The 25027-nt window shown below is 46.1% G+C and carries 27 protein-coding genes; 13 read left to right on the plus strand and 14 right to left on the minus strand.

Translation table 11 applies throughout. The features are described 5' to 3' along the window. Positions 1-88 precede the first annotated feature (88 nt). Both QUA01_RS23000 and QUA01_RS23005 read right to left on the minus strand, forming a co-directional pair. Entirely contained in the window at positions 89-1735 is a 1647-nt protein-coding gene (locus tag QUA01_RS23000) for a DUF6930 domain-containing protein (RefSeq protein ID WP_333092875.1), read from the minus strand. Between the two features lie 221 nt (positions 1736-1956). Next, positions 1957-2106: a hypothetical protein gene (locus QUA01_RS23005; protein ID WP_333092874.1), complete on the minus strand. Its 150-nt coding sequence runs from the start codon at positions 2104-2106 to the stop codon at positions 1957-1959. Positions 2107-2188: 82 nt separating this feature from the next. Between QUA01_RS23005 and QUA01_RS23010 the strand changes: the two genes are divergently transcribed. From QUA01_RS23010 to QUA01_RS27520, 4 genes are all read left to right on the plus strand, one after another. Beyond that, positions 2189-2542, plus strand: a complete 354-nt coding sequence (locus QUA01_RS23010; RefSeq protein ID WP_194011029.1) for a HesB/IscA family protein — start codon at positions 2189-2191, stop codon at positions 2540-2542. A gap of 97 nt (positions 2543-2639) precedes the next feature. Then, entirely contained in the window at positions 2640-3056 is a 417-nt protein-coding gene (locus QUA01_RS23015) for a tetratricopeptide repeat protein (RefSeq protein ID WP_194066269.1), read from the plus strand. A 198-nt stretch (positions 3057-3254) separates the two neighbouring features. Next, positions 3255-3452: a hypothetical protein gene (locus tag QUA01_RS23020; RefSeq protein ID WP_172187588.1), complete on the plus strand. Its 198-nt coding sequence runs from the start codon at positions 3255-3257 to the stop codon at positions 3450-3452. Positions 3453-3477: 25 nt separating this feature from the next. Then, on the plus strand, positions 3478-3693 hold the full coding sequence (locus QUA01_RS27520; RefSeq protein ID WP_442921583.1) for a hypothetical protein: 216 nt from the start codon (positions 3478-3480) through the stop codon (positions 3691-3693). Positions 3694-3852: 159 nt separating this feature from the next. On the opposite strand, the gene QUA01_RS23025 is transcribed toward QUA01_RS27520, so the two are convergent. Beyond that, a complete protein-coding gene (locus QUA01_RS23025) occupies positions 3853-5484 on the minus strand; it encodes a DUF3352 domain-containing protein (RefSeq protein WP_333092873.1) in 1632 nt (543 codons plus the stop codon). A 149-nt stretch (positions 5485-5633) separates the two neighbouring features. Between QUA01_RS23025 and thyD the strand changes: the two genes are divergently transcribed. Continuing rightward, positions 5634-6560, plus strand: coding sequence for a thylakoid membrane protein ThyD (gene thyD, locus QUA01_RS23030; RefSeq protein ID WP_333092893.1), 927 nt, complete (start codon positions 5634-5636; stop codon positions 6558-6560). Between the two features lie 210 nt (positions 6561-6770). On the opposite strand, the gene QUA01_RS23035 is transcribed toward thyD, so the two are convergent. After that, entirely contained in the window at positions 6771-7310 is a 540-nt protein-coding gene (locus QUA01_RS23035; RefSeq protein ID WP_333092872.1) for an REP-associated tyrosine transposase, read from the minus strand. A 308-nt stretch (positions 7311-7618) separates the two neighbouring features. Between QUA01_RS23035 and purU the strand changes: the two genes are divergently transcribed. Continuing rightward, a complete protein-coding gene (gene purU, locus QUA01_RS23040) occupies positions 7619-8473 on the plus strand; it encodes a formyltetrahydrofolate deformylase (RefSeq protein WP_333092871.1) in 855 nt (284 codons plus the stop codon). A 487-nt stretch (positions 8474-8960) separates the two neighbouring features. Here purU and QUA01_RS27525 read toward each other — a convergent pair whose 3' ends face one another. Beyond that, positions 8961-9146: a leucine-rich repeat domain-containing protein gene (locus QUA01_RS27525; RefSeq protein WP_442921610.1), complete on the minus strand. Its 186-nt coding sequence runs from the start codon at positions 9144-9146 to the stop codon at positions 8961-8963. Positions 9147-9526: 380 nt separating this feature from the next. After that, complete coding sequence (locus QUA01_RS23045; protein ID WP_333092870.1) at positions 9527-10468, minus strand: glutathione S-transferase family protein; 942 nt, start codon at positions 10466-10468, stop codon at positions 9527-9529. A gap of 234 nt (positions 10469-10702) precedes the next feature. Here QUA01_RS23045 and QUA01_RS23050 point away from each other — a divergent pair, with 234 nt between their 5' ends. Together QUA01_RS23050 and QUA01_RS23055 are read left to right on the plus strand one after the other, a co-directional pair. After that, complete coding sequence (locus QUA01_RS23050) at positions 10703-10927, plus strand: addiction module protein (protein WP_333092869.1); 225 nt, start codon at positions 10703-10705, stop codon at positions 10925-10927. 3 nt (positions 10928-10930) lie between these two features. Beyond that, positions 10931-11227 carry a type II toxin-antitoxin system RelE/ParE family toxin gene (locus QUA01_RS23055; RefSeq protein WP_333092868.1) on the plus strand — a complete coding sequence of 99 codons (297 nt, stop codon included), beginning with the start codon at positions 10931-10933 and terminating at the stop codon, positions 11225-11227. A 59-nt stretch (positions 11228-11286) separates the two neighbouring features. On the opposite strand, the gene QUA01_RS23060 is transcribed toward QUA01_RS23055, so the two are convergent. Next, entirely contained in the window at positions 11287-12189 is a 903-nt protein-coding gene (locus QUA01_RS23060) for a hypothetical protein (protein WP_333092867.1), read from the minus strand. A 331-nt stretch (positions 12190-12520) separates the two neighbouring features. On the opposite strand from QUA01_RS23060, the gene QUA01_RS23065 reads away from it, so the two are divergent. The 3 genes from QUA01_RS23065 (at position 12521) to QUA01_RS23075 (ending at position 14690) form a co-directional block, all read left to right on the plus strand. Then, positions 12521-13468, plus strand: a complete 948-nt coding sequence (locus tag QUA01_RS23065) for a class I SAM-dependent methyltransferase (protein ID WP_333092866.1) — start codon at positions 12521-12523, stop codon at positions 13466-13468. Between the two features lie 272 nt (positions 13469-13740). Continuing rightward, on the plus strand, positions 13741-14139 hold the full coding sequence (locus QUA01_RS23070) for a hypothetical protein (RefSeq protein WP_333092865.1): 399 nt from the start codon (positions 13741-13743) through the stop codon (positions 14137-14139). 227 nt (positions 14140-14366) lie between these two features. After that, the gene (locus QUA01_RS23075; RefSeq protein WP_333092864.1) at positions 14367-14690 is read left to right on the plus strand and encodes a hypothetical protein; all 324 of its coding nucleotides are present in this window, start codon (positions 14367-14369) and stop codon (positions 14688-14690) included. 37 nt (positions 14691-14727) lie between these two features. Here the strand turns inward: QUA01_RS23075 and QUA01_RS23080 are convergent, their stop codons facing one another. Next, positions 14728-16080 carry a cytochrome P450 gene (locus QUA01_RS23080; RefSeq protein ID WP_333092863.1) on the minus strand — a complete coding sequence of 451 codons (1353 nt, stop codon included), beginning with the start codon at positions 16078-16080 and terminating at the stop codon, positions 14728-14730. Between the two features lie 280 nt (positions 16081-16360). Here QUA01_RS23080 and QUA01_RS23085 point away from each other — a divergent pair, with 280 nt between their 5' ends. Next, positions 16361-16585 carry a DUF433 domain-containing protein gene (locus tag QUA01_RS23085; protein ID WP_333092862.1) on the plus strand — a complete coding sequence of 75 codons (225 nt, stop codon included), beginning with the start codon at positions 16361-16363 and terminating at the stop codon, positions 16583-16585. Beyond that, positions 16569-16895: a hypothetical protein gene (locus QUA01_RS23090; protein ID WP_333092892.1), complete on the plus strand. Its 327-nt coding sequence runs from the start codon at positions 16569-16571 to the stop codon at positions 16893-16895. Before QUA01_RS23085 ends, QUA01_RS23090 begins: the two co-directional genes overlap by 17 nt. A 51-nt stretch (positions 16896-16946) precedes the next feature. Here the strand turns inward: QUA01_RS23090 and QUA01_RS23095 are convergent, their stop codons facing one another. From QUA01_RS23095 to QUA01_RS23120, 6 genes are all read right to left on the minus strand, one after another. Then, a complete protein-coding gene (locus QUA01_RS23095) occupies positions 16947-17879 on the minus strand; it encodes a bifunctional helix-turn-helix domain-containing protein/methylated-DNA--[protein]-cysteine S-methyltransferase (RefSeq protein WP_333092861.1) in 933 nt (310 codons plus the stop codon). A gap of 275 nt (positions 17880-18154) precedes the next feature. Next, positions 18155-18661, minus strand: a complete 507-nt coding sequence (locus tag QUA01_RS23100; RefSeq protein ID WP_194066283.1) for a MogA/MoaB family molybdenum cofactor biosynthesis protein — start codon at positions 18659-18661, stop codon at positions 18155-18157. A gap of 69 nt (positions 18662-18730) precedes the next feature. Beyond that, positions 18731-19066 (minus strand): photosystem II reaction center protein Psb28, encoded by a 336-nt coding sequence (psb28, locus tag QUA01_RS23105; RefSeq protein ID WP_333092860.1) that lies wholly within the window; start codon positions 19064-19066, stop codon positions 18731-18733. A gap of 131 nt (positions 19067-19197) precedes the next feature. Continuing rightward, positions 19198-20682, minus strand: a complete 1485-nt coding sequence (locus QUA01_RS23110; RefSeq protein WP_333092859.1) for a DUF1565 domain-containing protein — start codon at positions 20680-20682, stop codon at positions 19198-19200. Between the two features lie 266 nt (positions 20683-20948). Next, a complete protein-coding gene (locus QUA01_RS23115; RefSeq protein ID WP_333092858.1) occupies positions 20949-22688 on the minus strand; it encodes a hypothetical protein in 1740 nt (579 codons plus the stop codon). A 552-nt stretch (positions 22689-23240) separates the two neighbouring features. Continuing rightward, complete coding sequence (locus QUA01_RS23120; protein ID WP_333092857.1) at positions 23241-24965, minus strand: zinc metalloprotease HtpX; 1725 nt, start codon at positions 24963-24965, stop codon at positions 23241-23243. Between the last annotated feature and the right edge of the window lie 62 nt (positions 24966-25027).

The following is a 25027-nucleotide window of genomic DNA, read 5'->3' on the forward strand; positions in this document are numbered from 1 at the left end:
CCTATTGCCGACAGTACCTCATCTTTCGCTCGAAAGGCTATATCAACTTTTCCTATCAACCATCAACCATCAAATATCACCTCTTCCTTCAAAACATCGGCATCAACTCAAGCGGGCCAATTCCCAGGTCTTTAGCAGATACCCAGCGCACCTCAAATAAAGCGATCATATCCTTAAATTGAGGCTGACCGCGAGAAGCACCCATCAAGCCTTTAGCAATCACCAAACCGCACCAACCGTTCGTTAACTGACAGCGGTGCTCCCATTTTTTGCGAGCTTCCTGATGCACCGGGTCGTTTTCATTAAACTCCCCAAATAAATAGAGTTCTCCATTTTGAGCTTGCAAAATACCCAAATCGTACTGCTCGTCTTGAAAAGGATCTTCGCCCGGATTAAAACAAATTGCCTTGACCCCTCCAGCTTCTTTCAAATCCTGAATCATAGTTTTTGCCTTCGGATTGGAAGTTTGGATCATCACCACAGGCAAACCGTCTCCGTCGGCATTAATATCAACTTCTGCACTTTGGTGAAACTGGGCATTTCCTCGCAGAAACTCTACCGTTTGCCAAGGTACGACACCGAGACTCAAGAATGAATTTGGCGGCACCAAATCGTCCCGCAACAGTGGCATTTCAAATTCATCATCCTCATCATCATCATCGTCATCGTCGAGCATCTCTAATAATTCGACAGATACCTCGGGCATTGTCGAAACTTTAACGGATATCTGCTGAATTTCTCCATCAGGCTGCGGAACGGGGATGCGGTAGCGACTGCTGAGAGTGGGAAATGTATCTGCTCCCAATTTCCGGCGACTGTTGCGGAAAAAGCGATGAAATGCTTCGAGAGCAACTAACATCGTCAGAGCTTCTTCTTCGTAAAGAATCGATCGCAATCCTTCTAAAGGATGCAAATTACCAAAGTTCGGTTCAATTTCCGATGGAGGCAAATCGGCTAAATCAATTTCGTCGTCTTCATCATCTTCATCAAAATCGGCTGCACTTTCAAAGGTGAGAAACAAACAGTCCTGTCCTAAAAAAGCCTGTTCTAAATCTTCAAAAGATTCATCGTTGACGACTCGCTCTCGAAACCGCTTCAAGGATTCTAGAGAACGGTACAGCAAAACTCCGTAATCCATTCTGCCTTGTCCCAATACAGACACGTAGAGGCTGGCAACATCCCACTGATTGATTTCAATAGATATAATTTGGTGTTCTCTCAAAGTCCGCCACGGAGCATCATGCCAAATTTGAGCGGCTTTTTCCATGAGCACTTCGGCGTACTGAGGGGGTAATTCGGGAGGTCGATTCACAGCGACCTCTTCCATTCCCCGAAAGATTTCGTCAATTAGGGGCAATTCCGGTACGTAGTCAATGGAAATTGCCAAATCTTGAAGTACGCCGCGCAGGTAAAATTGAATTTCTCGGTTTTTGACTACTATTTTTTGGGGGCGGACTGCGGGAGCTGGACTTTGGGGATGTTCCATTGCTCGCAGCAGAGCCCGGACGATCGCCTCTGGGCCGGCATCTGGCCCTACCACGTCCATAGCCCTCACGACGCCTTCAGAGCCGTCCACCCAGAGAATGCACTCGCCACCAGCTTCGGGATCGTTGTCGTCCTCTAGCATCATGTGCGAGTCAGCATTAGATAAGGGTCGGCGGTCGCCCTCCCACACGCTGGGAATTTGAGGTAAGTTTTGTAACCGACGAAGAGTAGAGCGATTCAGCGCTGCCATAGAGTAAGCCCGTTGGGTGAAGCATTGTTGCGGTGCCGGTAGCCGGTCAACCGCTGCTTCTCAATCATAAACCCTATGGGGGGAGAGGACATCAAGCTGTTGGCAGTTGGCAGTGGTTAGTTGGCAGTGGTTACTGGTTAGTTGGCAGTGGTTAGTTGGCAGTGGTTAGTTGGCAGTTGGCAGTGGTTACTGGTTAGTTGGCAGTTGGCAGTGGTTAGTGGTTAGTGGTTAGTGGTTAGTTGGCAGTGGTTATTAGCTAACGCCAACAGCCAACAGCCACCAGCCACCAGCCAACTGCCAACCGCCAACTGCCAACCGCCAACTGCCAACCGCCAACTGCCAACCGCCAACTGCCAACTGCCAACTGCCAACCGACTACTGACTAATTCCCTGTACAATAGAGGGATAAGATTAAACTCTTAGCATTAGACAGTCTCAGGAGTTCGGCAAATTATGACTCAAGCCATTTCACAAAAGCGAGGGATTCAAATGACGGACTCTGCTGTCCGTCAAGTTTTAGCTCTTCGAGAAAAACAAGGTACAGACCTCTGCTTGCGGGTAGGGGTGCGCCAGGGCGGCTGTTCTGGTATGTCTTACGTGATGGACTTCGCAGACCCGAGCACTGTGAAATCCGACGATGAGGTGTTTGACTACGATGGTTTTCAGGTAGTGTGCGATCGCAAAAGCATTCTTTATCTCTACGGCTTGGTGCTAGACTTCAGCGATGCCATGATCGGGGGCGGGTTTAAGTTTACCAACCCTAACGCTACTCAGACTTGCGGCTGCGGTAGTTCTTTTTCTACCTAAACTTAAAATAGGGCGTGGCACCGAAAGTTATTAATTGTGCCATGCCCTGTTCGATCGATCCAACATTCCCAATCTCATATTCTCAATCTCAAATCGCATGACTCCAGAAGAATTGTTTAAAGAAGGTTTCGATCGCTACCAAGCTGGCGAAGCCCCTGCCAATCTGATCCCCGTGTTCAAAGAAGTGTGCGAAAAAGCTCCCAAAAATGGCAACGCCTGGGCTAGTCTCTCGTGGCTGTACCTCTTGGAAAATAAACCCACATCTGCTCAAAAAGCCGCCAAAACAGCCGTTAAACTGAACCCTCACGACCCCCAAGCTCGCATCAACCTGGCAGTCGCGATCCTCGATCTCAAAGAAAAAGGAGTGCGTCCCCACGTAGAAGTCGCTCAGCAACTTCTGATGGCTTCCGAAGAGTTGCTGGACGAAGTTAAAAAAAATTTTGAAGACGGATTAAGCAGAAAACCGGACTGGAAGAGTCTCGCCCGTGTCAAGCAGTGGCTTTTAGAGCCGTAACTGCGGATAAAAGCCGAGTTGTGAGCGGGGATCAAGGAAATAAGGTTGGGAATTTATTACGATTTCGTAATAAATCAATAAATAACTTTATGGAAAACTCAGAAAGTCAGTGCTAGTATTTGAAGACTTAGACGATCGACAAACCCGCTCAACGGTTTTTAGACTTGACTACCATAAATAACTAGGAGTTGTAACGATATGAGCAACGACAGCCACGTTAACATCAAACCAGCTACCCGCAACCACAAAGGTTTCTTTATTCAGCCAGCTTCTTACAAATTGATGAGCATCGATAAATCCGGCTGGGCCTTGATTTGCATGGACAAAGCAGTTTGTCACTATGTAGATCCTGATGACTTGCAATTGCCGAATAAGTCGGGAATGTCTGAAGGTTAATCTATAAGTTTTGAGAGACATTAAAATGCTTTATTTGAGTAGCTGCCCTCCCTGGAGAGGCAGCAACTTTTTTTTCAGAAGTTATTGGTTATTGGTTATTGGTTATTGGTTATTGGTTATTAGTTATTGGTTATTGGTTATTGGTTATTTGTTATTAGTTATTAGTTATTGGTTATTAGTCAGTAGGGGCGGTGGATGGTGCGTGCCCGCCCTCCTGCCGTCATCAGTCATCAGTCATTAGTCATCAGGAAGAAGGAAGAGGGAAGAAGTTGTGTACGGGATGTAACGGATCGAAATAAGTTGGGCAACGGATTTTGTAATGGATTTAATGGATAGAAAAATTATCAATTCCGATCGCCAATTACCAATTCCCGATTCCCAATTCCCAATTCCCGATCGCCTAATTGTGAGATTTTAAGGCAAACAGCATTTCAAGCTTAGCAGTTGTCGGTTCTGTCGAAGTTGTCGCTACGCTAACTCCTCGGAGAGAATTGAGCAAATCAGCCACTGGTGGCGAAACTAAATTGGGCTGTACTGCGAGTAAATAACGGTTGGCCCAAGACATGGTTTTTTCCATATCTATGTAAAAGTAACCTTGGTTGGCTTGCGGTAAAGAAGTGGCGATCGCCTGAAAACTCGGACTGCTGCTTAGCGGTTGCGGTGGCGTCGAAGTAATCACATCAATTAAAGGGCCGCCGAAAGCGACAAACACAGAATTTTCATTCAGCCAACCGTGCCCGAATAAAGTGCCTTGCTGGGGTATTTTCCATTCCGTAACTTCCTTTCCTTGAACTTGTCTGGGGGCGACGCTGACTGTAGGATTGCTTTTGGCGATCGCATCGAGTTTTTTCAGGGTTGCTTCTGCAGCAGGGCGATCGCTAGTTTCAAAAATCATCGCCGCCCCCATCCCCAACTGAGACAAAATACCTCGATCCGAACCGATCGCCCCGATCGCAAATTCCCCATTCATCCACCCAAAAACATCGCGATCCGCATCCAAATCCAACCGCTTAAAACTATCGCGAACCTGCTGAATACCCCGATCGACTTCCGGGCTATCTTTTGCCTCTGCCGTCGCCTGCGACCAAATTTTATCCAGTCCCTTACCGCCGACTAAAGCAATAGTTTCGCCGGGAAATCTCGACAACAATTTCGACGAGGTTGGCGAATTTTTCTCAGGTAATTTAGGGTCTAGCTGAGCGATGGTTTTTACCCTCAATCCCGAACTGTCCGCCCCTATTCCCGCAACCAAAGACTTGACTTGTTTGAACTGCTGCATCACGGTCAAAAGCGGTTGCCAATCATCGGAAAAATTAGCTTTCAACTGCTGCATGGAGGCTGAATAATCAGCAATGTAAATAGTTGCGATCGGATTCTTTACCCCAGCACTCTCGGAAAAAAACTTAGTTGTACTCTGCTGGGTAGCGAGGGAAGGTGCTCCTTTAAAAGTGTCGATCGCCAATTCCACAGGCTTTCTCAAAGGAGCCATCACTAATTGGTCGTTCAGCAAAGCCACACTGTAGCGCTTGCCGGTTGGCTCTGCTATTTCCGAAATTTTAACTCCTTTATACTCAGTTTCTTGAATTGTTGCACCTTGCTGAGATTTTAATTTATTCGCAAAATTCCAAGCGCTAATTTTATTTTTCACGCTGACTACAACCAGCAGTTCAGGAGCCTCGGTTTTGGCAGCAGCATCAGGCGGCAGCAAAGCCACCATCACCCCCCCCAACCACGGCTTTAAGTCCCTGTCAAAGTCGATTTGAGTGCCTGCCAAGCTTTGTTCTTGAAAGGCCTTCAAACCCTGACCGACCAACTTTTGAGCCCCTGGCGTGCCAAATTGCTGCAACTGAGCCAGCGCTTGGGGATTGGGGGAGATGAAGGCGGCCATCGTTGCTTCGTCGGGTACAACTTTGGCACTTTCTTGAGGGTTTGATATTTGTTGGCTCAAACCCTGGAAGTAAAAGTAGACCGCGACGCTACCTGCTGCGACGGCGGCGGCAGCAATTAGAAGCTTTGGTTTTTTTGCAGGCATTGTTTTTGATTCTCGCGTCCTTTATCAGTTTAATGAAAATCTAGTTGGCTGGTGTGGAGGCGATCGAGGCTGCTCTTGATTTTTGTATAATTCAAAACAAGTTTGGACGATCGTGTAAACTGCTGTTGATATCAAGTGCGGGAAGAAAGATGAAAGTAGCGATCGCGGGAGCAACGGGATTTGTAGGTAGCCGGCTGGTGGAGAAACTGCAAGCCGCCGGACATCAAGTGGTGGTTTTGAGCAGGGATGCGGCGAAGGCTGGGCGAGTTTTTCCGCCTTCAGCTTATCCGAATTTGGAAGTTGTCGCCTACACTCCGGCGTCGTCTGGTGATTGGCAAAACTCGATCGCAGGCTGCGACGCTGTTGTCAATTTAGCTGGGGTTCCGATTGCGGAGGAAAAGTGGACGGAGGCGCGCCAGCAAGCAATTCTGGACAGTCGCAGACTGACGACAGCAAAATTGGTCGAGGCGATCGTCAATGCTAATCCTAAACCATCGGTGTTTGTTAGCGCATCGGCGATCGGCTATTACGGAACCAGCGAAACCGCTGAGTTTGACGAAACGAGCCTCGCGGGAAACGATTTTTTAGCAGCAGTTTGCAAAGACTGGGAAGCAGCCGCCCAACCTGCAAAAAATGCCGGTACAAGGCTAGCAATTTTGCGGCTGGGGATAGTTTTGGGAATGGGAGGTGCGCTGGCAAAAATGCTGCCACCTTTTAAACTATTTGCTGGCGGCCCAATTGGCACAGGAAAACAGTGGTTTTCTTGGGTTCATCGCGAGGATGTGGTTGATTTAATTTTGTACGCTTTGCAAAATTCGCAAGTTGAAGGTGTTTTGAATGCGACAGCACCGAATCCGGTGCGGATGAATGAATTGTGTCAAACTTTAGGGGAAGTTTTAAAGCGGCCTTCTTGGTTGCCCGTGCCAAGTTTTGCTTTAGAATTGCTGTTGGGAGACGGTGCTAAAGTTGTTTTGGAAGGGCAGAAAGTTTTGCCAAAACAAACTTTAGCTAGCGGTTTTCAATATCAGTATCCGACGCTGAAGTTAGCACTCGAAGAGATTTTAGCTGGTAATTAAATCCTGGTTTTTTAGATATCCCTCGTTCCCAGGCTCTGCCTGGTAACGCAGATCCAGAGGCTCCGCCTCGCTCCCTCCCTCGTTCCCAGGCTCTGCCTGGTAACGCAGATCCAGAGGCTCTGCCTCGCCTTAACCCTTGCCTGGTTGCCTGGTAACGCAGATCCAGAGGCTCTCTCTGCCTCGCTCCTTCAACTAAATAAATCATCCGACTCAACAATCTATCACATCAACTACCAACAATCCATCGCGATCGATATAATTTCGATAACTAGAATATCTCCAACAAGCTGGATCGTCCACATAGCCGCGCCTGACAGGATTATTGTGAATGTACTCCAATTTTTGCAACAGGATTTCCTCGTTCAAAATAGCTTGTGGGTGAAACCCTTCTTGCCATAGCTGGTATTTTTGGTCTTTTTTGTGTAGCTTTTTATAGAATTCGAGTTGCTCCAGGATGTTGGTAGTTTTGTTTTTTTCAAGCAAGTCAATTATAGAGCGAGCAGTAAATGATTTAAAATTCCTCATTTGCGTTGACAGTTCTGAAGAAGTTACGATTAAATGCAAGTGATTTTCCATCAGCACGTAACCGTGTAAAGCCAAGCGCTTCTCCCGTTGCAGAAAACTTAAGGAATTTAAGACTATTTGTGCTATTTCTGGCTGAATGAATATAGGAATCCAGTTGATAATTGTACAGGTGACAAAGTGCGGTTGGTTCTCGGAATATATTACTTTGTATCTGCTTCTGCCCATTGTGGCGATCGAGGGTTTTTTAGATGGTTAAGACGAGGCGGAGCCTCTGGATCTGCGTTACCAGGCAGAGCCTGGGAACTAGGTAAAACTAGGTAAAACTAGGTAAAACTAGGTAAAACTAGGTAAAGGGTTAAGACGAGGCGGAGCCTCTGGATCTGCGTTACCAGGCAGAGCCTGGGAACGAGGTAAACGAGGTAATCAAGACGAGGCGGAGCCTCTGGATCTGCGTTACCAGGCAGAGCCTGGGAACGAGGTAATTCTCGTATACTGTAAACTGTAAGCTGTAAACTTTAAACTGCTATTATACCATGACTAGCGCTACTGCAACCCTTTTAATTTCCTGTCCCGATCGCAAAGGACTTGTCGCCTTACTTGCTAATTTTATCGCTTCCCATAATGGCAATATTATTCATGCGGATCACCATACTGATTTTACCGCCGGATTGTTTTTAAGTCGTCTGGAATGGCAATTAGACGATTTCGACTTAAAAACCGAAGAAATTACACCAGCTTTTAGTGAAATTGCTCAGGATTTACAAGCAAATTGGCAATTACATTTCTCCTCAAAGGTTAGACGGATTGCGATCTGGGTAAGTCGTCAAGATCATTGTTTGTTAGACTTGATTTGGCGGCAGCGCTCTCAAGAAATCTGGGGTGAAATTCCGCTGATCATCAGTAATCATGAAAAATTAAAACCTATTGCTGCACAATACGGTATAGATTTTGAGTATATTCCCATCACTAAAGATAATAAAGCTATTCAAGAAGTACGACAGTTGGAAGTTCTTAAAACTTATAACATAGATTTAGTAGTTTTGGCGAAGTATATGCAAATTCTAAGTCAAAATTTTATGATAAAATTTCCCAACGTGATTAATATTCACCATTCATTTTTGCCAGCATTTATAGGGGCAAATCCCTATGAAAGGGCTTATGAAAGAGGGGTAAAAATCATTGGTGCAACAGCTCATTATGTTACGCCGGATCTAGATGCTGGCCCAATTATTGAGCAAGATGTTGTGCGCGTGAGTCATCGCGATGCAGTGTCGGATTTAGTTCGCAAAGGTAAAGATTTAGAAAGAGTTGTTTTGGCAAGGGCGGTGCGATATCATTTACAAAATCGTGTTTTGGTTTATGGCAATCGCACTGTTGTTTTTGCTTAATTTTTGAACTTTACTCGCGTTTTTTAGGTGACTTCACAGGTAAGGTATTTTTTGCGACAAAGTAAGTCGCTTTGAGGCAAAAAAACCGGGTTTTTTATGTTATTTTGCGACTATAAGCTGTGAATTTTTGTAAAAAAACCGGTTTTTGACTGTGCTTGTGTCTAGCAGTTTCATCTAGAAAGATGCGCGTCGGCTTGAGACTAAGCAGAAGAAAATCAGCAATCTTGGGAATGCGAGGTGCATGAAAGAGCTCCTCGCATTGTATTTATTGCAGGAGGTTACATTCTGGCGAATAATGTTTCAGCGTAGGCTCGATCGATCAATTGGCGAGCAACCGTCTGAATTCCCGTATGTTCGTAATAATTGGTAGTCATATCCAAAAATGTGGCGACATACAGCACTTCTGGATGTTATGAGGTACAGTAGCAGCAATTAGTAAACCAGTTTTTGAGATGTTTCGGATTAATTAAATCAAGAGCCACAGCAATTATGGTGTCAACCATTTTAGTTGGTTGTTTAGGAGGTAAAGCACTTGCAACTCGGAGAGGGATGCGATCGCCTCTGGCAGTTCCCTCAGTTGGTTGTAGGAGAGGTCAAGCCATTGCAACTGGGTGAGGGATGCGATCGCCTCTGACAGTTCCCTCAGTTCCAGACCGCTAAGATCGAGTGTTATTGCTCCCTCTTGTCACGCCTGTTCAATGCGTTGCTGTGCTCTCCGATCGCCCTCAGTTTCTAACATTGCCAATTCCTTGTTTTGATTTTTGTATATAAGTTCGATCACCTTTTGAGATAAAAGGGCGATCGCCAGACATGATTTGATTTTGAATATTGATTAAGCTCACTTCAAAATAACATCAATATTTTGTCGATCGTGAGGTTTGAGTAAAGGAGAGAATGGAGGGTTTGTTAGAGGGTTAAGGCGAGGCAGAGCCTCTGGATATGCGTTACCAGGCAGAGCCTGGGAACGAGATCGACCCAGTTTTTGAGTTTCTGCCCAAGCATCCTAGAAACCGGGTTTCTGCGATTATTCTGGCATCTTCACGCCCGATTTTGTTAAGAAACCCGGTTTCTGAGCCCGGCGCGATCGTGAGCTTTGAGCAAAATCCCCACATCGGGCCCAGCGGGGATAATGCAGCCGGGATTCAGCGGGAACAAATTGCCGTAATAATCGCGCTTCACAGCCTCCAAATCGCAAGTGCCCGCAACTCCCGGTAACTGGTACAAATCGCGCAGATAAGCTCCCAAATGCTCGTAATCTTGAATGCGGCGCACATTGCATTTGAACAAGCTGTAGTAAACTGCATCAAAACGGAATAGAGTAGTAAAAAGCCGCACGTCTGCTAATGTCACCCGATCGCCACAAAGATAACGACTCCTCAAGAGCGATCGATCGATCTCGTCTAAAACAGCAAACAATTCACTGCAAGCCGAGTCATAAGCAGCCTGAGATTGCGCGAAACCGCAGCGATAAACGCCGTTATTCACCGATTGGTAAATCTTCTCATTCCACTCGTCAATTTGTTCTCGCAAATCCAGAGGATAAAGATCCATTTGAGGATTGCCAGCAAACTCGTTAAACTCCGAGTTTAGCATCACAATAATTTCCGAACTCTCGTTATTGACGATCGCCTTTTTCGAGTCATCCCACAGCACCGGCACCGTACACCGCCCCTGATAGCCCGGTAAAGCCAACTGGTAAATTTCCGGCATCGTGTTGCAGCCAAAAGTCTCCGACTCCATCACCCACATTCCCCCTTCCGAGGGATAGACAACAGATACGGATATCGTATCTTCCAGCCCTTTGAGCGCTCTCGTCACCAGAGTGCGGTGCGCCCAAGGGCATCCCGTACCCACGAAGAGGCGATACCGTCCCGCAGCGGGCCCGTGAGGGTTGTCTGGTGCAGTGCTGACAAAGTTGCGGAAACTGCTGCTGGGGCGAATGTATGCTCCGGTGCGATCGGGCGGCGCTAGTTTTGACATCATTAATTGCCACATTGATGTCCAGACAAATTTGCCGAGCTTGACTGTTACGGATGAAGGGAGCGATTTGTTTTTCACAATGCGATTAAAAGAGGTTTGCTAAACATAATCTGCTTATTTTAACTCACATTGCGATATTTATTCCCTCGCTCCCAGACTCTGCCTGGGAACGCATATCCCGAGGCTCTGCCTCGATGTTGGTTTTGAGTTATAATAATCTACTAAGTCCTTGGCGCTTAACTTAAATTTATGGATTTCAAAGGCACTTTAAATCAGATCGTCGCCCTCAGTGTTCAAGATCGGATTCGTCTTGTACAAGCAATCTTAGAGAGTATAGCGGCAGAACAGGTTCACCCAGACCTGACAGACTTTCAAAAGCAGGAACTCGATCGCCGAATTGATGATTCTGAAGCAAATCCTGATAATGTGCTGACTTGGGAAGAAGTTAAAGCTTCAGTCAAAGCACGAAAATAAACTATGAATTATGCGTTAGTATTCCGTCCAGAAGTTCGTGAAGAAGTTGATGAAGCATACACTTGGTATGAAAGTCAGCAACTAGGACTTGGTGACGAGTTTTTAGACTGTATTGACGAAATGCTCGATCGAATTTGCCAGATGCCGGAGTCCTATCCAGTTGTCTATCGCGATGTTCGGCGATCGGTGGTGCGTCGCTTTCCCTATGCTGTGTATTATCGCATTGTATCAAGCCGAGTGATAGTGACCGCCATTTTTCATGGTCGCAGAGACTCAACAGCATGGCAAAAGCGAACCTAACAAGTTCCCTCGTTACCATGCTCTGCCTTCCTCTGTTCCCTCACCTGAGAACGAATTTTCTAGGATCTGCCAGAGGCTATTTCAGCATAAGCTCGATCGATCAATCGGCGAGCAACCGTCTGAATTCCCGTATGTTCGTAATAATTGGTAGTCATGTCTAAAAACGCGGCGACATAATCCAATTTGTCATCGGCAACATCAATATATTGCTTGAGATGGCCTAAAACTATGGCCGGAGTTAAGCCGCGAGACTGTACTAAATTGTTCATCCAACCTTGGGCTGAAGCGAAAGTTGTTGTCACGAATCCGAACTTTTGTGAATTATTTGCGCCGGGAATTAGGTTGCTGATATTTTGGAATGTTGAGTTTTGCTGCAAGGTTGAAGGATTCAATCCGCCTATGGTATTTTGTGCTACTCTAATGAAGTCCGGGCCAAGGGGAATTAAACCGTCAGCACAAACTAAAGCAGCCATCCGCATCAGAGATTCGCCTTTGTAATGGGATAAATAATTACCAAAGCTTCCCACATTGTCAAGGGAAATATTGTTAAGTTTGCAGTAGGCAATTAGCTCGATCGCCACTTTGACGCACAAGTCGATCGTTTGAGTTGTGTCAGCTTTGGGAGTGAGGCGGTTGAGAAAGGAAAGAAAGCCGATGTTTTCGCCGATTTTATTCGCCATAGCCGTTGCACCTAACGCACTGTCGGCGCTGTCTGCTAACTGGTAAAGCCTGACTACGCCTTGATATGGCTCGTTGGGGTTGGCGTAAAGCTCGATCGCGCGATCGCGAATTTTCCCCACTAATTTGCGCTTTGTTTCCCCTGTCACCGCTTCAATAGTATTATCAAAACCCGTCAGATTGTTCCACTCTCCCGGAACCACAAAATCGAGAGATTTTAACATCTTCACAGTGACGCCACCAGACGGCAAATTGTCAACCAATTCCACAATAGATTTGCTCATCACAAACTCCTTAATAGCCAGATTTAAAGTGTTCTTCCAAATACTCCAACTTCGGCAAATCCGATTCCAGATTCCAGATGAATTCCCCAGAACTAAGTAGGCAAGCACAAATAAATATTATACCAGCCGAGCCACTTTTGCCCTACTCTTATCTTTTCTCTCTTTTCTTCCTCTGCGTTCTCTGCGCCCTCTGCGGTTCATTAAAAAAAGTCTTTCCCCCAAAACATTTGCATTTCACTCGCCCTCACCAAGTTAAGTTTCATTATATCGAACAACTCAAAATCCTCGCACTGTGTTAAAATAGATGGCGCAAAATAGAAACACATAAAATATGACGGTTGCAATTAACAAAACTCCAGGATTAGCTTCGCGTTTAGTAAATGGCGTCCTTTCCATCAAACCTTTGGCTAATCTAGCCAAGCACCAAGCGCGGGAAATGATGATAACAAGAGCAGAAAAAATCGGAGTGCATTGGCGACAAGAAGCCCAAGCACTTTTAGCTCGAAATTGGGATGCAGAATTGCTCAGCGTCCAAAATCCAGATCTGGTTTACCCGAAATATTATCTAACTTCATTTCACGCTTACGAAAAAGGTAATATGAGTTGGGAAGCTGCTACAGAAGTTGAAGTTGCCGCCCGTACTGTTCACGCAGGAATTTGGCCGGAAGCGGGTGCAGAAGGCGATGCAAAACTCCGCGCCAGCTATCACGAAGTCATCAAATCTCAGATTGCTTCTTCACCACAGGATATTGTTGATTTGGGATGCAGTGTGGGAATGAGTACCTTTGCACTTGGCGAGGTTTACCCGGAAGCGAAGATGACTGGGGTGGAATTGTCGCCTTATTTTTTAGCAGTTGCTAAATACCGTTCCCAACAGCGAGAATCCCAATCTTTAAATCAAAAATCTCCGACTTGGGTTCACGCTGCTGCTGAATCTACTGGTTTGCCTGCGGCTGCTTTTGATTTAGTTTCTATTTGTTTAGTTTGTCACGAATTGCCGCAGAAAGCTACTAGAGAAGTGTTCCGGGAAGCGAGGCGTTTGCTACGTGTTGGCGGACATTTGACAATTATGGATATGAATCCTCAGTCGGAAGTTTATGCCAAAATGCCTCCTTATATTTTGACTTTGCTCAAGAGTACGGAGCCTTATTTGGATCAGTATTTTGGGTTGGATATTGAGCAAGCTTTGGTAGATTCCGGTTTTGCTGCACCGACGATTACTTGCAATACAGTCCGACACCGGACTATTGTTGCTGAAGCAGTAAATAGTCCGGTTTGATGTTTTAAAAATGTTGGCGGTATAATAAAACTTTTAAGTCTATTATACCGCAACTGCGGTACAATTAATAGTTAGACCGCTAGGTTATCTGTGTGACATAGCCGTAAGGTTATCTGTCAGTACTCAATTTATTTCCGGAATCAAGCTATCGAGAATGTACTGATATGTAGCAGCACATTCTCAGCTAGAAGCAGTCTGGGGTGTTTGTTGTTTAAATCTGGCGATTCGGTAACGCTCTAGTCTTGAAATGTTTTATCTATGGAGGAAAAATTTTGAATTCTGAAAAGAGGTTCATAGACTGGCTGCTCATGCTTCGCAAAACATTTTTTGGCCTGATTGCTTGCGTATTGATTTTTTGTACAGCAATTTCTTCTCTAGAAAAAGCTGCTATGGCTGTGCCGCTCACAGTACATTCACCCGTACTAGCAGAAACCCAAACTTTAGACCGTGTGGTTGATACGGCTATAGATCTAGCCGTAGACACAATAGGTGGTGCAGTCAAAGATATAGCTGATTTTGCAGGGGCTTTGTTTGAGTCTGATGTTGCGAATCCAGAAGGTTCTCAACCTTTACCGGGTGAAACCGCAGAAAATTTTCGGGAGAGAACTCAGAGGAGTCAAAGTCATTCCAGTCCAAGCACAAGCACTAGCTGTGGACGTGATGCCTGTTGAACCAGAATCTTTCGCTAGAAATTTCGGGTGAGCATTGCTCACTCAATTTCTCAAAGTGGAAGAAGTCGTAAGCTTACCACTAGGGCGCGGTCTAACAACACGATGGAGCGGACAGTTGAAAACCCTTTTTGCACATCCCTAGGGTTATCTGCTGCCGCTCATCTTTACCGTTAGACAGCAGTCTGAGCTAGAAGATTTTGATAGCACTTTAAAAGAAGGACATCATCATGAACTCGACAGCCCCCTCTCAAAATGTCATCGATTGTTTACAGGTTATTTTGGATGCCACTGCATCGAAAAATTACGAGCTTTTTACCACAGTGGGCGATGCAGGCTACAAAACGAGCATTACACAAAAAATGTTCGACGATGTTAGCGAGCTGCTTGCTTCCCGCCTGCAAAAGGGATACTCAATTAATTATTTTGGTGAGATAAAACAAGGTAATTCTCCGATTTATTTGTGGAAGCTGAGTTTTGAAGATGGTGGAGATGAATTTGTGGCACACATGACTATGAATGGAGACAAAGTTGCTGGGATTTTCATCGAATAACATATCTTGCTTCACACGGCGTTTTACTGCAATGAATCTAACGCCGATCGCCCACAACCGTTAATCGAAACCGATCGGGTGGCACAAAGGTGATTCCCCGGCGCACTGGACGAATTGGCCGATCGAGATTCGATACAAACTCACGGGAAGACAGCACCGTTGCTAAAACGAGCTTCATTTCCAACATCGATAACGCCATCCCGATGCAGCTTCGACTCCCGCCTCCAAACGGTAAAAATTCAGAGGCGGAAAACTTGTGCTCTAAAAAGCGATCGGGGTTGAACCGGGCGGGATTTTCGTAGGTTTCAGGGCGACGGTGCGCCAAATAGACAGAGGGGATTAAAATCGTTCCCGGTTGATATGTATAGCCTTCGAGTTCGATCGTCCGTTTCACCTTGCGCGGCTGCGAAATTAAGGCAATTGGATAAACCCGCAGCGCTTCCTTGCAGACTGCTGTTAAGTAGGGCGACTGCGAAAGCGCGATCGGATCGGGATTCTCGCCCAATTCATCCAATTCCTGCCGCAACCTAGCAAGGCATTCGGGAAACTGATGCAGCCAGTAAAACGCCCAAGTCAACGCCGATCCAGTCGTTTCATGTCCCAATAACAACAGCGTCATCAACTGATCGCGCAATTCTCGATCGCCGAGGGATTCGCCGCTGTCGTCGCGGGCCATCATCAACACCGACAGAATATCCGTGCGAGACGAATCGAGAGAATGCGATCGCCTCTCGGCAATTTCCGCATAAATCAGCGAGTCAATCTGCGCCATCTGCTGCAAAAACTGCCCCCACGGACTCCAAGATCCCAAATTTTGCTGCAACGGTTCAAAGAAAAATTGTATCGAGTACAGTTCAGAGGTAATCGCCTCTAAAAGGTTGCTGAGCAATTGTTTCAGGCGTTCGTAGCGCTCTCCCGGCACTAATCCAAACACGACTTGCAAGATTACTTCCAGCGAAATTTCTAACATTTCTTCGCGGACTGCGATCGCATCTGGGGCTTTCCAGTCGATCGTGTGCTTTTTCGTCAAATCAACAATCAAATGCCCTTGACTGTGCAACTGTTCCCGATGCAGCGCAGGCATTAATAGCTGTCGCTGTCGCAGATGTCGCGCCCCTTCATTCATAATTAGGGATTCATTTCCCACCAGGGGGCGAAATATGTTGGTCACTTTGCCAAACTCAAAGGCATCGGCTAACGTCGTAAACACCGCCTGAATCGCTTCTGGACGGCCCAGAAACACCACGGGGGGCGAAGAGGGCCCCAACACGCGGGCGGTAAATGTATCGCCGTATTTGGCCCAGGAGCGATCGAAAAATGCGATCGGGTCAGCTACCAGCGAAAGGGTTTGGAACAGAGCAGGAGAACGAGATCCGGTAGGCAGCGTCATTGAAAAACAGGCGATACACAATCTTTCTAGTGTATATCGATCGACCTTGCACCCTGAAATTTATCTGCGATCTATTGCGAAGGCAAGTAGCAAAAATAGTAATGCTATCCCGATAGATCGCAGATTGTATGGCTAGCTTCCCAGCCTAAACTGCTAAAAATTGTAGTTTTAGATGAAATGGATGCTAGCGATCGTTTGGTTTGGCATTCTGCTCACGAAAATCAAATGACTTTGGGATACAATTGTTGTAAAAGCTGGTAGCCCGTTGGCTAAATTTGTTATGACATTAACATCCCGTGTTATTCATAGCGACCCCGATATTCTGGGGGGAACTCCTGTTTTTGTTGGGACTCGTGTGCCAATGAAAACCCTACTTGATTATCTTGAGGCTGGTGATTCATTAGATGTATTTCTAGATCATTTCCCTAGTGTCAGTCGGGAACAGACAATCGCAGCCCTTGAATTAGCAAAGGAAATGCTGAGTGCCTATGCGAATCCTGCTTGATGAACGTGCCCCGCGCCCTTTAAAGCGTGAATTTGCTGATTATGAGATACCCACAGTTGTTGAGATGGGATGGTCAGGAAAAAAGAACGGTGAATTGCTGCGGCTTATGAGTCAAGAGGGCTTCACCATTCTGCTCACCACCGATCAAAATTTGCGCTATCAGCAAAACTTGCAGCAAGCTGGAGTCGCCGTTATTGTTCTTGTAGCATCGAGCAACAGACTTCCTGATTTACTTCCTCTAATACCAGATGCTCGTAACGTGTTGAATATCATTACTCCGGGGGAAGTGATTGAAGTCGGAGGTTCTTAAAAGTTTTTAGGCGACGCAGCACGACAACTCCCGCGCGCGATCGCACAGATGTTATGTGTTAGGAGCGGAGGTAGTCTGCTGCGGGTGATTGACACCGTTAGAGCGCTCTATTCCTGCGAGGGTGGTTGCGGAGATTGTCTGGCTAGCCTCCCAACCTAACATGACTGTTTTACGCTCTACTCCCCAGCCATAGCCACCGACTTCTCCAGATTCTCGAATGACTCGGTGACACGGAATTAGATAGCCGATCGGATTTTTACCGATCGCATTTCCGACAGCTCTAGCAGCAGTTGGGCGTGCTACCATTTGAGCTATAGTTTGATAGGTGGCGATCGCACCAAAGGGCAATTGCAAAAGTGCTCGCCAAACTTGAATCTGAAAGTTAGTGCCTTTTACCAACAGCGTTAGGGGTTTTTGCTCGCTGAAAGTTTCTGAATTGAAAATCAGGTCGCGCAATGATTGAGTGGCTTGCTCATCGCGAATGATTTCAGCGTTTTTCCATGTTAATCGCAGTGTTTTTTCGGCAGTTTGTTCGTCGGCTGTATCCAAGAAATAAAGATTACAAATACCACGGGCAGTTGTAGCAATTAGAGATGTGCCAAAGGGGGTATCATGAATACCATAGCGAATTTGCAAACCTGCTCCGCCTGCTTTGAACTCCCCTGGTGACATTGCTTCCAAGTTCACAAATAAATCGTGCAATCGTCCGGGACTCGATAGTCTCACGTCCAATGTTAGGTCTAGAAGGCTTTTAGTCTGAGTGATTTTTGACTTGGCATATTCAACTGTCAGATATTGCAAAAACCGCTTGGGGCTAATGCCGGCCCATTGAGTAAATAGCCGTTGAAAATGATATTCACTAAGTCCTATGTGCTGGGCCACAGTTGCCAGATTGGGCTGGTTTAGGTGGTGTTGTCGCATAAAGGCGATCGCCCGAGCAATCCGGTGATAATCTTCGCTAGCATAGACACTCGCATTCTGCATCGAAATCATCTATCTAAGTCAAGGGAATTTTGATGTTTCCTTACTTTAGCCATAGAGTCGGCTCAAAGCCACCCGTTTCTTGCGGTGAATGCAATCAGTCGATTTTAGATTTTAGATTTTAGATTGAAGAGTTTGAAGAGATTGAAGAGATTGAAGAAAGCGACCTCATATCGTTTCCGGTTGCATGGAAATGATCAAGTCAAGGTCGCGCAATTCCACATTCCCCCACGGATCACCTCCCACTCGCCATCATTCCGGTGTTACCAGAATTGATATCACCCTCCGCGCAACTGCGTCACCAAGTGAACTAATTCTGGTAAAATTAGCTTTTCCACAGCTAGTTTCACACCATTGCTAGAGCCGGGAAGAGAAAAGACTAACTTGCCTTGATACACGCCTGCAACTGCGCGAGAGGCGATCGCCCTCGAACCAATTTCTTGATAGCTCAAAAACCGAAATATCTCCCCAAATCCCGGTAAAATCCTGTCGAGCAAACTCTCCATCACATCATAAGTCGTATCTCGGGGAGCGATGCCCGTCCCGCCATTAAAAATGATTGCATCCACATCTTCACGCTGGGAAAAAGCCTGCATTTGCAATACAATTTTGGCCGCATCATCTTTAACAACAGTGTAAGCTACCACAGAGTGACCCGCATCTTTTAGCAACTTCTTAGTTAACAAGCCGCTATTATCTGTGTCAGCAGAGCGCGTATCGCTAATAGTAGTGATCGCACAATTTACCACTATTTTTGATAAATCTGGGTGAGGAATTTGCGTCATGGTTTAGTATCTTAAGTAATCGGCAACTGGCAACTGGCGCTCTGCCAATTACCAATCACCAACTACCCATTATGCCTTGCTAAATGCTAAGCCGTTTGCTGCGGAGTAGCGTTCCATGAAACGCATAAAACGCTCCCATTCTTCAGCACTTCTCATCAGATAAAGAGCTTCTAAACCCGCAGGCTGACCATTTACGAACTTAGCATTAACCTCGCGAGTCATGATTTCGCCTTCTTCGTCGATCATGTACATTCCAGTAATCTCTTGGGTACTGGTGCTGCTGAGAGCCTTGGGATTTGCAAAGATAAATGTGGCCGTACCTTGAGCTCCGCTTTTAGAACGGGTTAGGCGAACTTCTGGCAGCACATCTTCGTCAATACCACGGGAAAATTGAATTTTAGCCATAATTTCACAGTCGAACCTTAAGGATTACTTAATTTCTTAACTTTTCACTTTAGTACATTGCGAGCCTTTAAAAAAGGGTTCGCAATGTTGAGTTCGACAATCATCAGAGGATTCGGGTAATCCCAATGGCCTTAGACGATGTAAGGAGAGTTAATTGCCTCAGCCCGGTTTGTGGCTACCAGGGTTTGGTAAACCAGCGCGGATATCTCGCCGCGGGTGATGTCGCGGGCGGGGGAAAGCTTGTCGCGGGCGGGATAGTTGACCACGATTTTGCGCTCTGTGGCGGTGGCGGTGGCGTCGGTGGCAAAACTGGGAATCAATGCTCGATCGGCATAAACGCTCAAAGAATTGGGATTGCCGCCAGTCAACTGCAAGCCGTTTACTAAAGAGACGATCGCCTGAGCTCTGGTCAAATTTTGCTCTGGGCGAAAGGTGAGATCGGGATATCCAGCCAAAAACCCACCTCGATTCGCTTTGACGATCGCCCCATACGCCCAAAAATCCGCCGCTACATCCTTAAAAGCCGTCGCTTCACGGCGCGGTGCCAACTCAAACGCCTTCGCCAGCAAAGCCGCATACTGAGCTCTAGTTAAATTCTCGTCAGGTTTAAAAGTGCCGTTGGGAAACCCGCTGACAATATTTATCTTAGCGAGGCGATCGATAAAATCCTTAGCCCAGTGGGTGCTGGTGTCGCTAAATTTTACGCCGCCAGGAGTCGGAGTGGGAGTCGGAGATGGTGTCGGAGTCGGCGTTACATTACCCAAATCAAATAAACCTTTCACCCGCGCCGGATTGAGCTGATTTCCCAAGGCAGAAATCTTTACCCCAGTCGCGTTTTGCAAGTCAAATTCGCCGTTATCCCGAAAAATATTGCCCCCCAAATCTTGAGCCGTACCGATATCTGGCAGCGATTTCCCCACAGCAGTCAAACCGTCTTCGGTATTTTTTTCAATGCGATTCTTCCGCACAACCGGCTTAGATTCCCCCGATAAAACAATACCGGAGCGATTTTCTAAAATTTGGTTATCAACAATCAAAGGAGCAGATTTATCTTGCAGAGAAATGCCGAAACCTGTATTTTGAAAAACATTGCGCCGCAGTACGCCTTTAGCAGTTTCTGCCGCAATTACGCCAGCCGCCGAGTTTTGTACAAATCTGTTGTCTAGAATCGCAGGATTTGCCGAACCTGTGATAAAAACACCTTCGCGCTTGCAAAGCGTGAAAGTGCAGTTAGCCACTGTGGGAGAAGTTGACTCAATCCAGACTCCGGTGCCGCGACTCTCCAAATTAGTGACAGTTAGACCGCGCAATTCGGCATCGGTTGCTAGCAATATTGTGATATTTTGACTGGCTGCGGTGGGACTGACAAATTTGCCGCTTCCTTGAATCAGAGTGCCGCTTCCTTTGTTAGTTTCGCTACCGATAACTTTGACTCCAGAGGGAATTTCCAAGGGGAATTTTTCGCCGCTGGCTGCGCTGTAAGTTCCCGGTGCTAGCTGAATAATTGTTCCCGATGCAGCGCGGGCGATCGCGCGGGCGATCGTTTTCAAGGGCGCCGATTGGCTGCCGGCGGCTCCATCGCTACCTGTTTGCGGGTTGACGTAAACTGTTGCCATGTTTTTGTGGAAGAAATAAATGTGCGATCGGGTCTTTGTATACTTTTCATTCTCTACTAAGCTGACCCCGGATCTATATTCACCTTTAATTTCGCAGCTTATTTATTTGCAGGATATCCGTAATATCACCCATCAGGAGCAACAACCGCAGGGGGGATTGCCCCTACACAGCAGTAATTCGATTTGAGATTGTAAAATTGAATAATTTGTAGTGCACTGCGCACCGGTGTCTAAGTCAACTGGTGCGCATTGCGCACCCTACAAACTCAATTTTTAGTCATTTTCACAATACAAGATGCCTCCAAAACTACTACAGTTTCATTCTGAAAAACAGCACAACTTGTCATTGCTGGAGCTAGTGCGGGAATTTTCCCTTGTTTGAGAGCAAGCATCGCCTCCGCTGTCCCATCAAAGTCATCCATCCAGCCGTAATCTTCTACATACTTCAGAGTCAAAGCATTCCGAGTGAGCATCCAAAAATCAATTCCATAGCTGTTAATAAAGTTTTGCAAAACAGCCAGATCGTCCGTATATTGAGCGCGAATTAAATCGCTAACTCGCTGCTGAAATCTGCTGTAGTAGCCTTTTTGATACGGCACTGAATATTCCTTTGCCACCAAAACAGAACGCTGGCTAAACGTCGGTATGTTGTCGGCTTCGGAGGCGATCGAAGCAATCAGGATATTTTTAGGTTGTTGCTGAAAAAAATTGTACAAACTGGGCATTTTACCTTCTATATACCCGACTATCGGAAACTTTTGAACAAAGCAGGGATAAAAAACAACGGCAGCAAGGATTATGGCTGTGGTAATTAGTACAACTAAATTTTTGAATTGAAATGTTGTTTCGGTTCTTGATGCCCAATGGCAGATTCCATCGATAATTAACGTTAGGACGATCGCAGTTAGCGACACGATAATAAATCGCAAGCTGTAGGCAGTATATCGTCCAGGTTGATAAAGCTTAAAAATGGTAGCGTGAGCCGCTAAAAACATCGCCGATGATGCTAAAAATAGCTGAAGTAACAGCCAGATTTTGCTACTAATGCGACTCGCTAAGGGAAAGGCCGATCGCCAAAACAGCAGCAGCGGAAATAACAGCGCCACACAGTGAGTTACAGGCGTAAACAGCGACTTGGGAAACATCCCGCTGCCCCTACCAGTCAGCCAATAATCTACCGGATTGGGACGAAAAAAAGCATTTCTGCCGTCTGGTGCAAATACTCCCATTTTCTTGGCTTCGGCTGCGGTATAAGTCGGACCAAATTCAGATTTATCTAAGACATAGGGCAGCATTACTAAAAAAATTATTCCCAAGCCTGTAGTGCAAAATAGGTAATTTGTGCGATCGCCCGACAAGCGCAAACGGCCGTTTTCCCAGCCTAGCAGCCGCAAAACTAAAATTCCGGCAGCAACCAAGGCGTAAGGAGGGTAAAATAGTCCGATTAGGGCGATAGCCCCCAAACATGGCAGCAACAAATTCCGGGATAAATAATATAAAAAACCGAGAAATATCGGGTAGATAAAAGCTCTGGGCGTTGCGGAAGCTAAATCGTCAGTCATCCACATATGCTGATTTAGCAGCAAAGATGCTATAAATCCAGTCAGCGGCACCGGCAGCATTTCTAGGCAAAGTCCAAAACAGTAATAAGTGGAGATTAAGCCGAGAAATAGCGGCAATATTTTGTGCAATAATAGGGGGTGAATGCCGATGGTTGCTGCTAATTTGTAGAGCGTGCTGTATCCGGCGGGGGCGACTGATTGAAAGTAGTTAGCAATGAAATCGTTGGGGAACAATTGTCGATCGACAAACCGCATCATCCAGAAAACGTGCTGCCTCGCATCGTCTTGCACCACATACTCGGCGCTGAAGGCTTGCTGCATACCCAAAAAACCATAAACTGCGGCAAATGTCAAGCTCAGAGTCAACCAAAATATTGTGTGCGATCGGGATTTTTCATCCACAGTCGCCGTCAGAAACTTGTGCAAGCGGGCTATTAATACCATTTAAGATTTGAGATTTGAGATTTGAGATTTGAGATTCGGAATAGCTGATATCGTTTCCGGTTGCATCGCAATAATAAAATCGAGTCAACAGTCAGTAGGGGCGATGCCCCCGTGCCCGCCCTCTTAACAGTCAACAGTCAACAGTCAACAGTCAACAGTCATGTATGAGTGCAACCGGAATTGATATGATTCTTAAAAGTAGGACTATATCATATCTGGTCAATTAAGCTGTTGTCCATTTAAATTATATATTTCGACGATCGATCAAAAATACCCCTCAAAAAAACAGAAAATCGCCCGCTAACAATCATTTTTCCGGCCGTTATGTCGTTTCCGCTTGCATCGGAATGATTTAACCTTATTAGTACACAGAGTACACAGAGGGAGAGGATATATATCTGAATCATTCCGATGCTACCGGATTTGATATTAGATGGGTTCCCAGACTCTTCGACAGTAACCAGTTACAACCTTTCAAAGAAAACAATAGTAAGGTGCGCGTTGCACACCCTACAGATCGAGTTTTTGTGTCTGGGAGTATCCTTTATATTTTTAAGCTGGAAATGACACAAATAGAGAAGCAATACCGATCGCGATCGCACCAATCCCCATCACAAAAGACCAGAAACGGTGATAACTGCTAACCGTCGTACCGCTATCGCTTTCAAGCCGAATCAAATCCATCCAAGGCGCGACACCCCGGCGGAACCAACCCAAAGCGCTAACATCCATACCAATCAAACTTTTAACCCGTTTCATCCCAAACAAAAAATTACCAATCGGCCCAAAACGAGAAGCATAGCGCAGATAAATCATTCCCGTTTTGTCTTGCAGTTTGAGATCGGAACCAAAGGCATAACCCGCATCGCCGCGACCAATTAATTCGCCTTCCAGTTTCGCAGGTTGACCGCGCAAAGGACTCGCATAAGGGTCAGACATTAAGGTTAAAACATCCAATTGTTCTGCTTGTGCGTAATTGGGGAACATTACCAAAGCTTTGAGCAAAATTCCCGCGCCCAAACCGATGAAAGGACAAGCAATCATCATCATCGGATTCGCAGCAGACAGCGAAATGCCGATCGCAAAACCCACCGCCAAGCCCAGAGTTTCCGCACTGTACAGCAGCAAATCGAACACAAAATTGCCGTACAATTTCCGCTTGCTCAAATTGCGGCCTTCCCCAACAATTCTGCCCATATCAAACTCAATATTCAAACCCAATTGTTCTGCGTAATTGCTCAAAGCGCGAACTCGCTTACCAGTTAGCGGGTGAGTTGAATTCAACTCCATCCACCAAGCCCAAGGATTAAACATATCCCACAAAAACACTCGCCCAATCTTTTGGGGTTCCGACGCAATACGGTAAGCGGTACCAGTAGAAGTTGCAGCTTTGGCATCATAAATGCCCAAGGCGCGAGTTCCTTCTAATAAGCGGCTGGGTTCCGTTCCTCTTTGTTTTTCTTCCAAAATACCGTAAGCAATTTTTACCAAAGCGCGGGATAAAGCGTTGGGATTTCCGGTAGTTTCGGCGGCAAAATGGTCGGCAAAATATTCTCGCGTCCGCGACAAATACAGCAATAAATAAGTGCCTGCAATGTAAAATAAATAAGCAACAGCAGCTACAGTACCCGCCGCATCTTTAGCTTTGTCGCCGCCCTTACGACCGAGCCTTTGAGCTGTTGTGTAAATTAAGTAAGTAAGTTGTACCAAAGTCGAAGCTAAAGTCATTACTGCAAAGTCCCAGTGGACGATGTGACCGAGTTCGTGGGCGTAAACAGTGGCAATTTCATCGTCGTCTAAATAGGTGAAAAGACCTTGACTAACGACTAAGCGAGCGCTGTTAGGAAAGGAACCGTAGGTAAAAGCAGTAGGGTTTTGGTCGTCAATAATTCCTAACCGTGGCTGAGTCAGTTTTTTCTGTTTGCAAACCTTCTTAATAACTTTCGCGGTTTCGGGACTGAGGTTTTCAATTTCTGCTAGGGAAACCCAGCGAGTATTGTAAAGCCAATTTTGGGTTAAGTCCATTAAGTAAGGCGATAGAAAAAAAGCTGCTATGTTAAAAATTAGAGTTATGGGAAGTGCGATCGCCAATCCGGTAACTGGATCGGGACTGTTGATAATCAAAACTGAGGCTAGGGATAGCGCCAACACCATACCAAACAGCAGGGTGATGGTGACGCCGGAAGCTAAAACGAGATTTCCGCCAGTTTTCTGTATAAGTTTAACGCCGGCTTTGGGCGATCGCCCTGCCTTGCGTAAAGGAGCTTGAGATGACATAATAATCTCCAAAGGTTATTGACAAATGGTAATCGCCGTGGGATTTTATCAATACTTCACTG

Source organism: Microcoleus sp. S36a_B3 (genome assembly GCF_036700745.1).
Taxonomy (GTDB): Bacteria; Cyanobacteriota; Cyanobacteriia; order Cyanobacteriales; family Microcoleaceae; genus Microcoleus.

Excerpts from the sequence above, each read along its gene's own strand:
- QUA01_RS23000 (WP_333092875.1), bottom strand. The coding sequence starts at position 1,735 with ATGGCAGCGCTGAATCGCTCTACTCTTCGTCGGTTACAAAACTTACCT.
- QUA01_RS23010 (WP_194011029.1), top strand. The coding sequence starts at position 2,189 with ATGACTCAAGCCATTTCACAAAAGCGAGGGATTCAAATGACGGACTCT.
- QUA01_RS23015 (WP_194066269.1), top strand. The coding sequence starts at position 2,640 with ATGACTCCAGAAGAATTGTTTAAAGAAGGTTTCGATCGCTACCAAGCT.
- QUA01_RS23020 (WP_172187588.1), top strand. The coding sequence starts at position 3,255 with ATGAGCAACGACAGCCACGTTAACATCAAACCAGCTACCCGCAACCAC.
- QUA01_RS27520 (WP_442921583.1), top strand. The coding sequence starts at position 3,478 with ATGCTTTATTTGAGTAGCTGCCCTCCCTGGAGAGGCAGCAACTTTTTT.
- QUA01_RS23025 (WP_333092873.1), bottom strand. The coding sequence starts at position 5,484 with ATGCCTGCAAAAAAACCAAAGCTTCTAATTGCTGCCGCCGCCGTCGCA.
- thyD (WP_333092893.1), top strand. The coding sequence starts at position 5,634 with ATGAAAGTAGCGATCGCGGGAGCAACGGGATTTGTAGGTAGCCGGCTG.
- QUA01_RS23035 (WP_333092872.1), bottom strand. The coding sequence starts at position 7,310 with ATGGGCAGAAGCAGATACAAAGTAATATATTCCGAGAACCAACCGCAC.
- purU (WP_333092871.1), top strand. The coding sequence starts at position 7,619 with ATGACTAGCGCTACTGCAACCCTTTTAATTTCCTGTCCCGATCGCAAA.
- QUA01_RS23045 (WP_333092870.1), bottom strand. The coding sequence starts at position 10,468 with ATGTGGCAATTAATGATGTCAAAACTAGCGCCGCCCGATCGCACCGGA.
- QUA01_RS23050 (WP_333092869.1), top strand. The coding sequence starts at position 10,703 with ATGGATTTCAAAGGCACTTTAAATCAGATCGTCGCCCTCAGTGTTCAA.
- QUA01_RS23055 (WP_333092868.1), top strand. The coding sequence starts at position 10,931 with ATGAATTATGCGTTAGTATTCCGTCCAGAAGTTCGTGAAGAAGTTGAT.
- QUA01_RS23060 (WP_333092867.1), bottom strand. The coding sequence starts at position 12,189 with ATGAGCAAATCTATTGTGGAATTGGTTGACAATTTGCCGTCTGGTGGC.
- QUA01_RS23065 (WP_333092866.1), top strand. The coding sequence starts at position 12,521 with ATGACGGTTGCAATTAACAAAACTCCAGGATTAGCTTCGCGTTTAGTA.
- QUA01_RS23075 (WP_333092864.1), top strand. The coding sequence starts at position 14,367 with ATGAACTCGACAGCCCCCTCTCAAAATGTCATCGATTGTTTACAGGTT.
- QUA01_RS23080 (WP_333092863.1), bottom strand. The coding sequence starts at position 16,080 with ATGACGCTGCCTACCGGATCTCGTTCTCCTGCTCTGTTCCAAACCCTT.
- QUA01_RS23085 (WP_333092862.1), top strand. The coding sequence starts at position 16,361 with ATGACATTAACATCCCGTGTTATTCATAGCGACCCCGATATTCTGGGG.
- QUA01_RS23090 (WP_333092892.1), top strand. The coding sequence starts at position 16,569 with ATGCGAATCCTGCTTGATGAACGTGCCCCGCGCCCTTTAAAGCGTGAA.
- QUA01_RS23095 (WP_333092861.1), bottom strand. The coding sequence starts at position 17,879 with ATGCAGAATGCGAGTGTCTATGCTAGCGAAGATTATCACCGGATTGCT.
- QUA01_RS23100 (WP_194066283.1), bottom strand. The coding sequence starts at position 18,661 with ATGACGCAAATTCCTCACCCAGATTTATCAAAAATAGTGGTAAATTGT.
- psb28 (WP_333092860.1), bottom strand. The coding sequence starts at position 19,066 with ATGGCTAAAATTCAATTTTCCCGTGGTATTGACGAAGATGTGCTGCCA.
- QUA01_RS23110 (WP_333092859.1), bottom strand. The coding sequence starts at position 20,682 with ATGGCAACAGTTTACGTCAACCCGCAAACAGGTAGCGATGGAGCCGCC.
- QUA01_RS23115 (WP_333092858.1), bottom strand. The coding sequence starts at position 22,688 with ATGGTATTAATAGCCCGCTTGCACAAGTTTCTGACGGCGACTGTGGAT.
- QUA01_RS23120 (WP_333092857.1), bottom strand. The coding sequence starts at position 24,965 with ATGTCATCTCAAGCTCCTTTACGCAAGGCAGGGCGATCGCCCAAAGCC.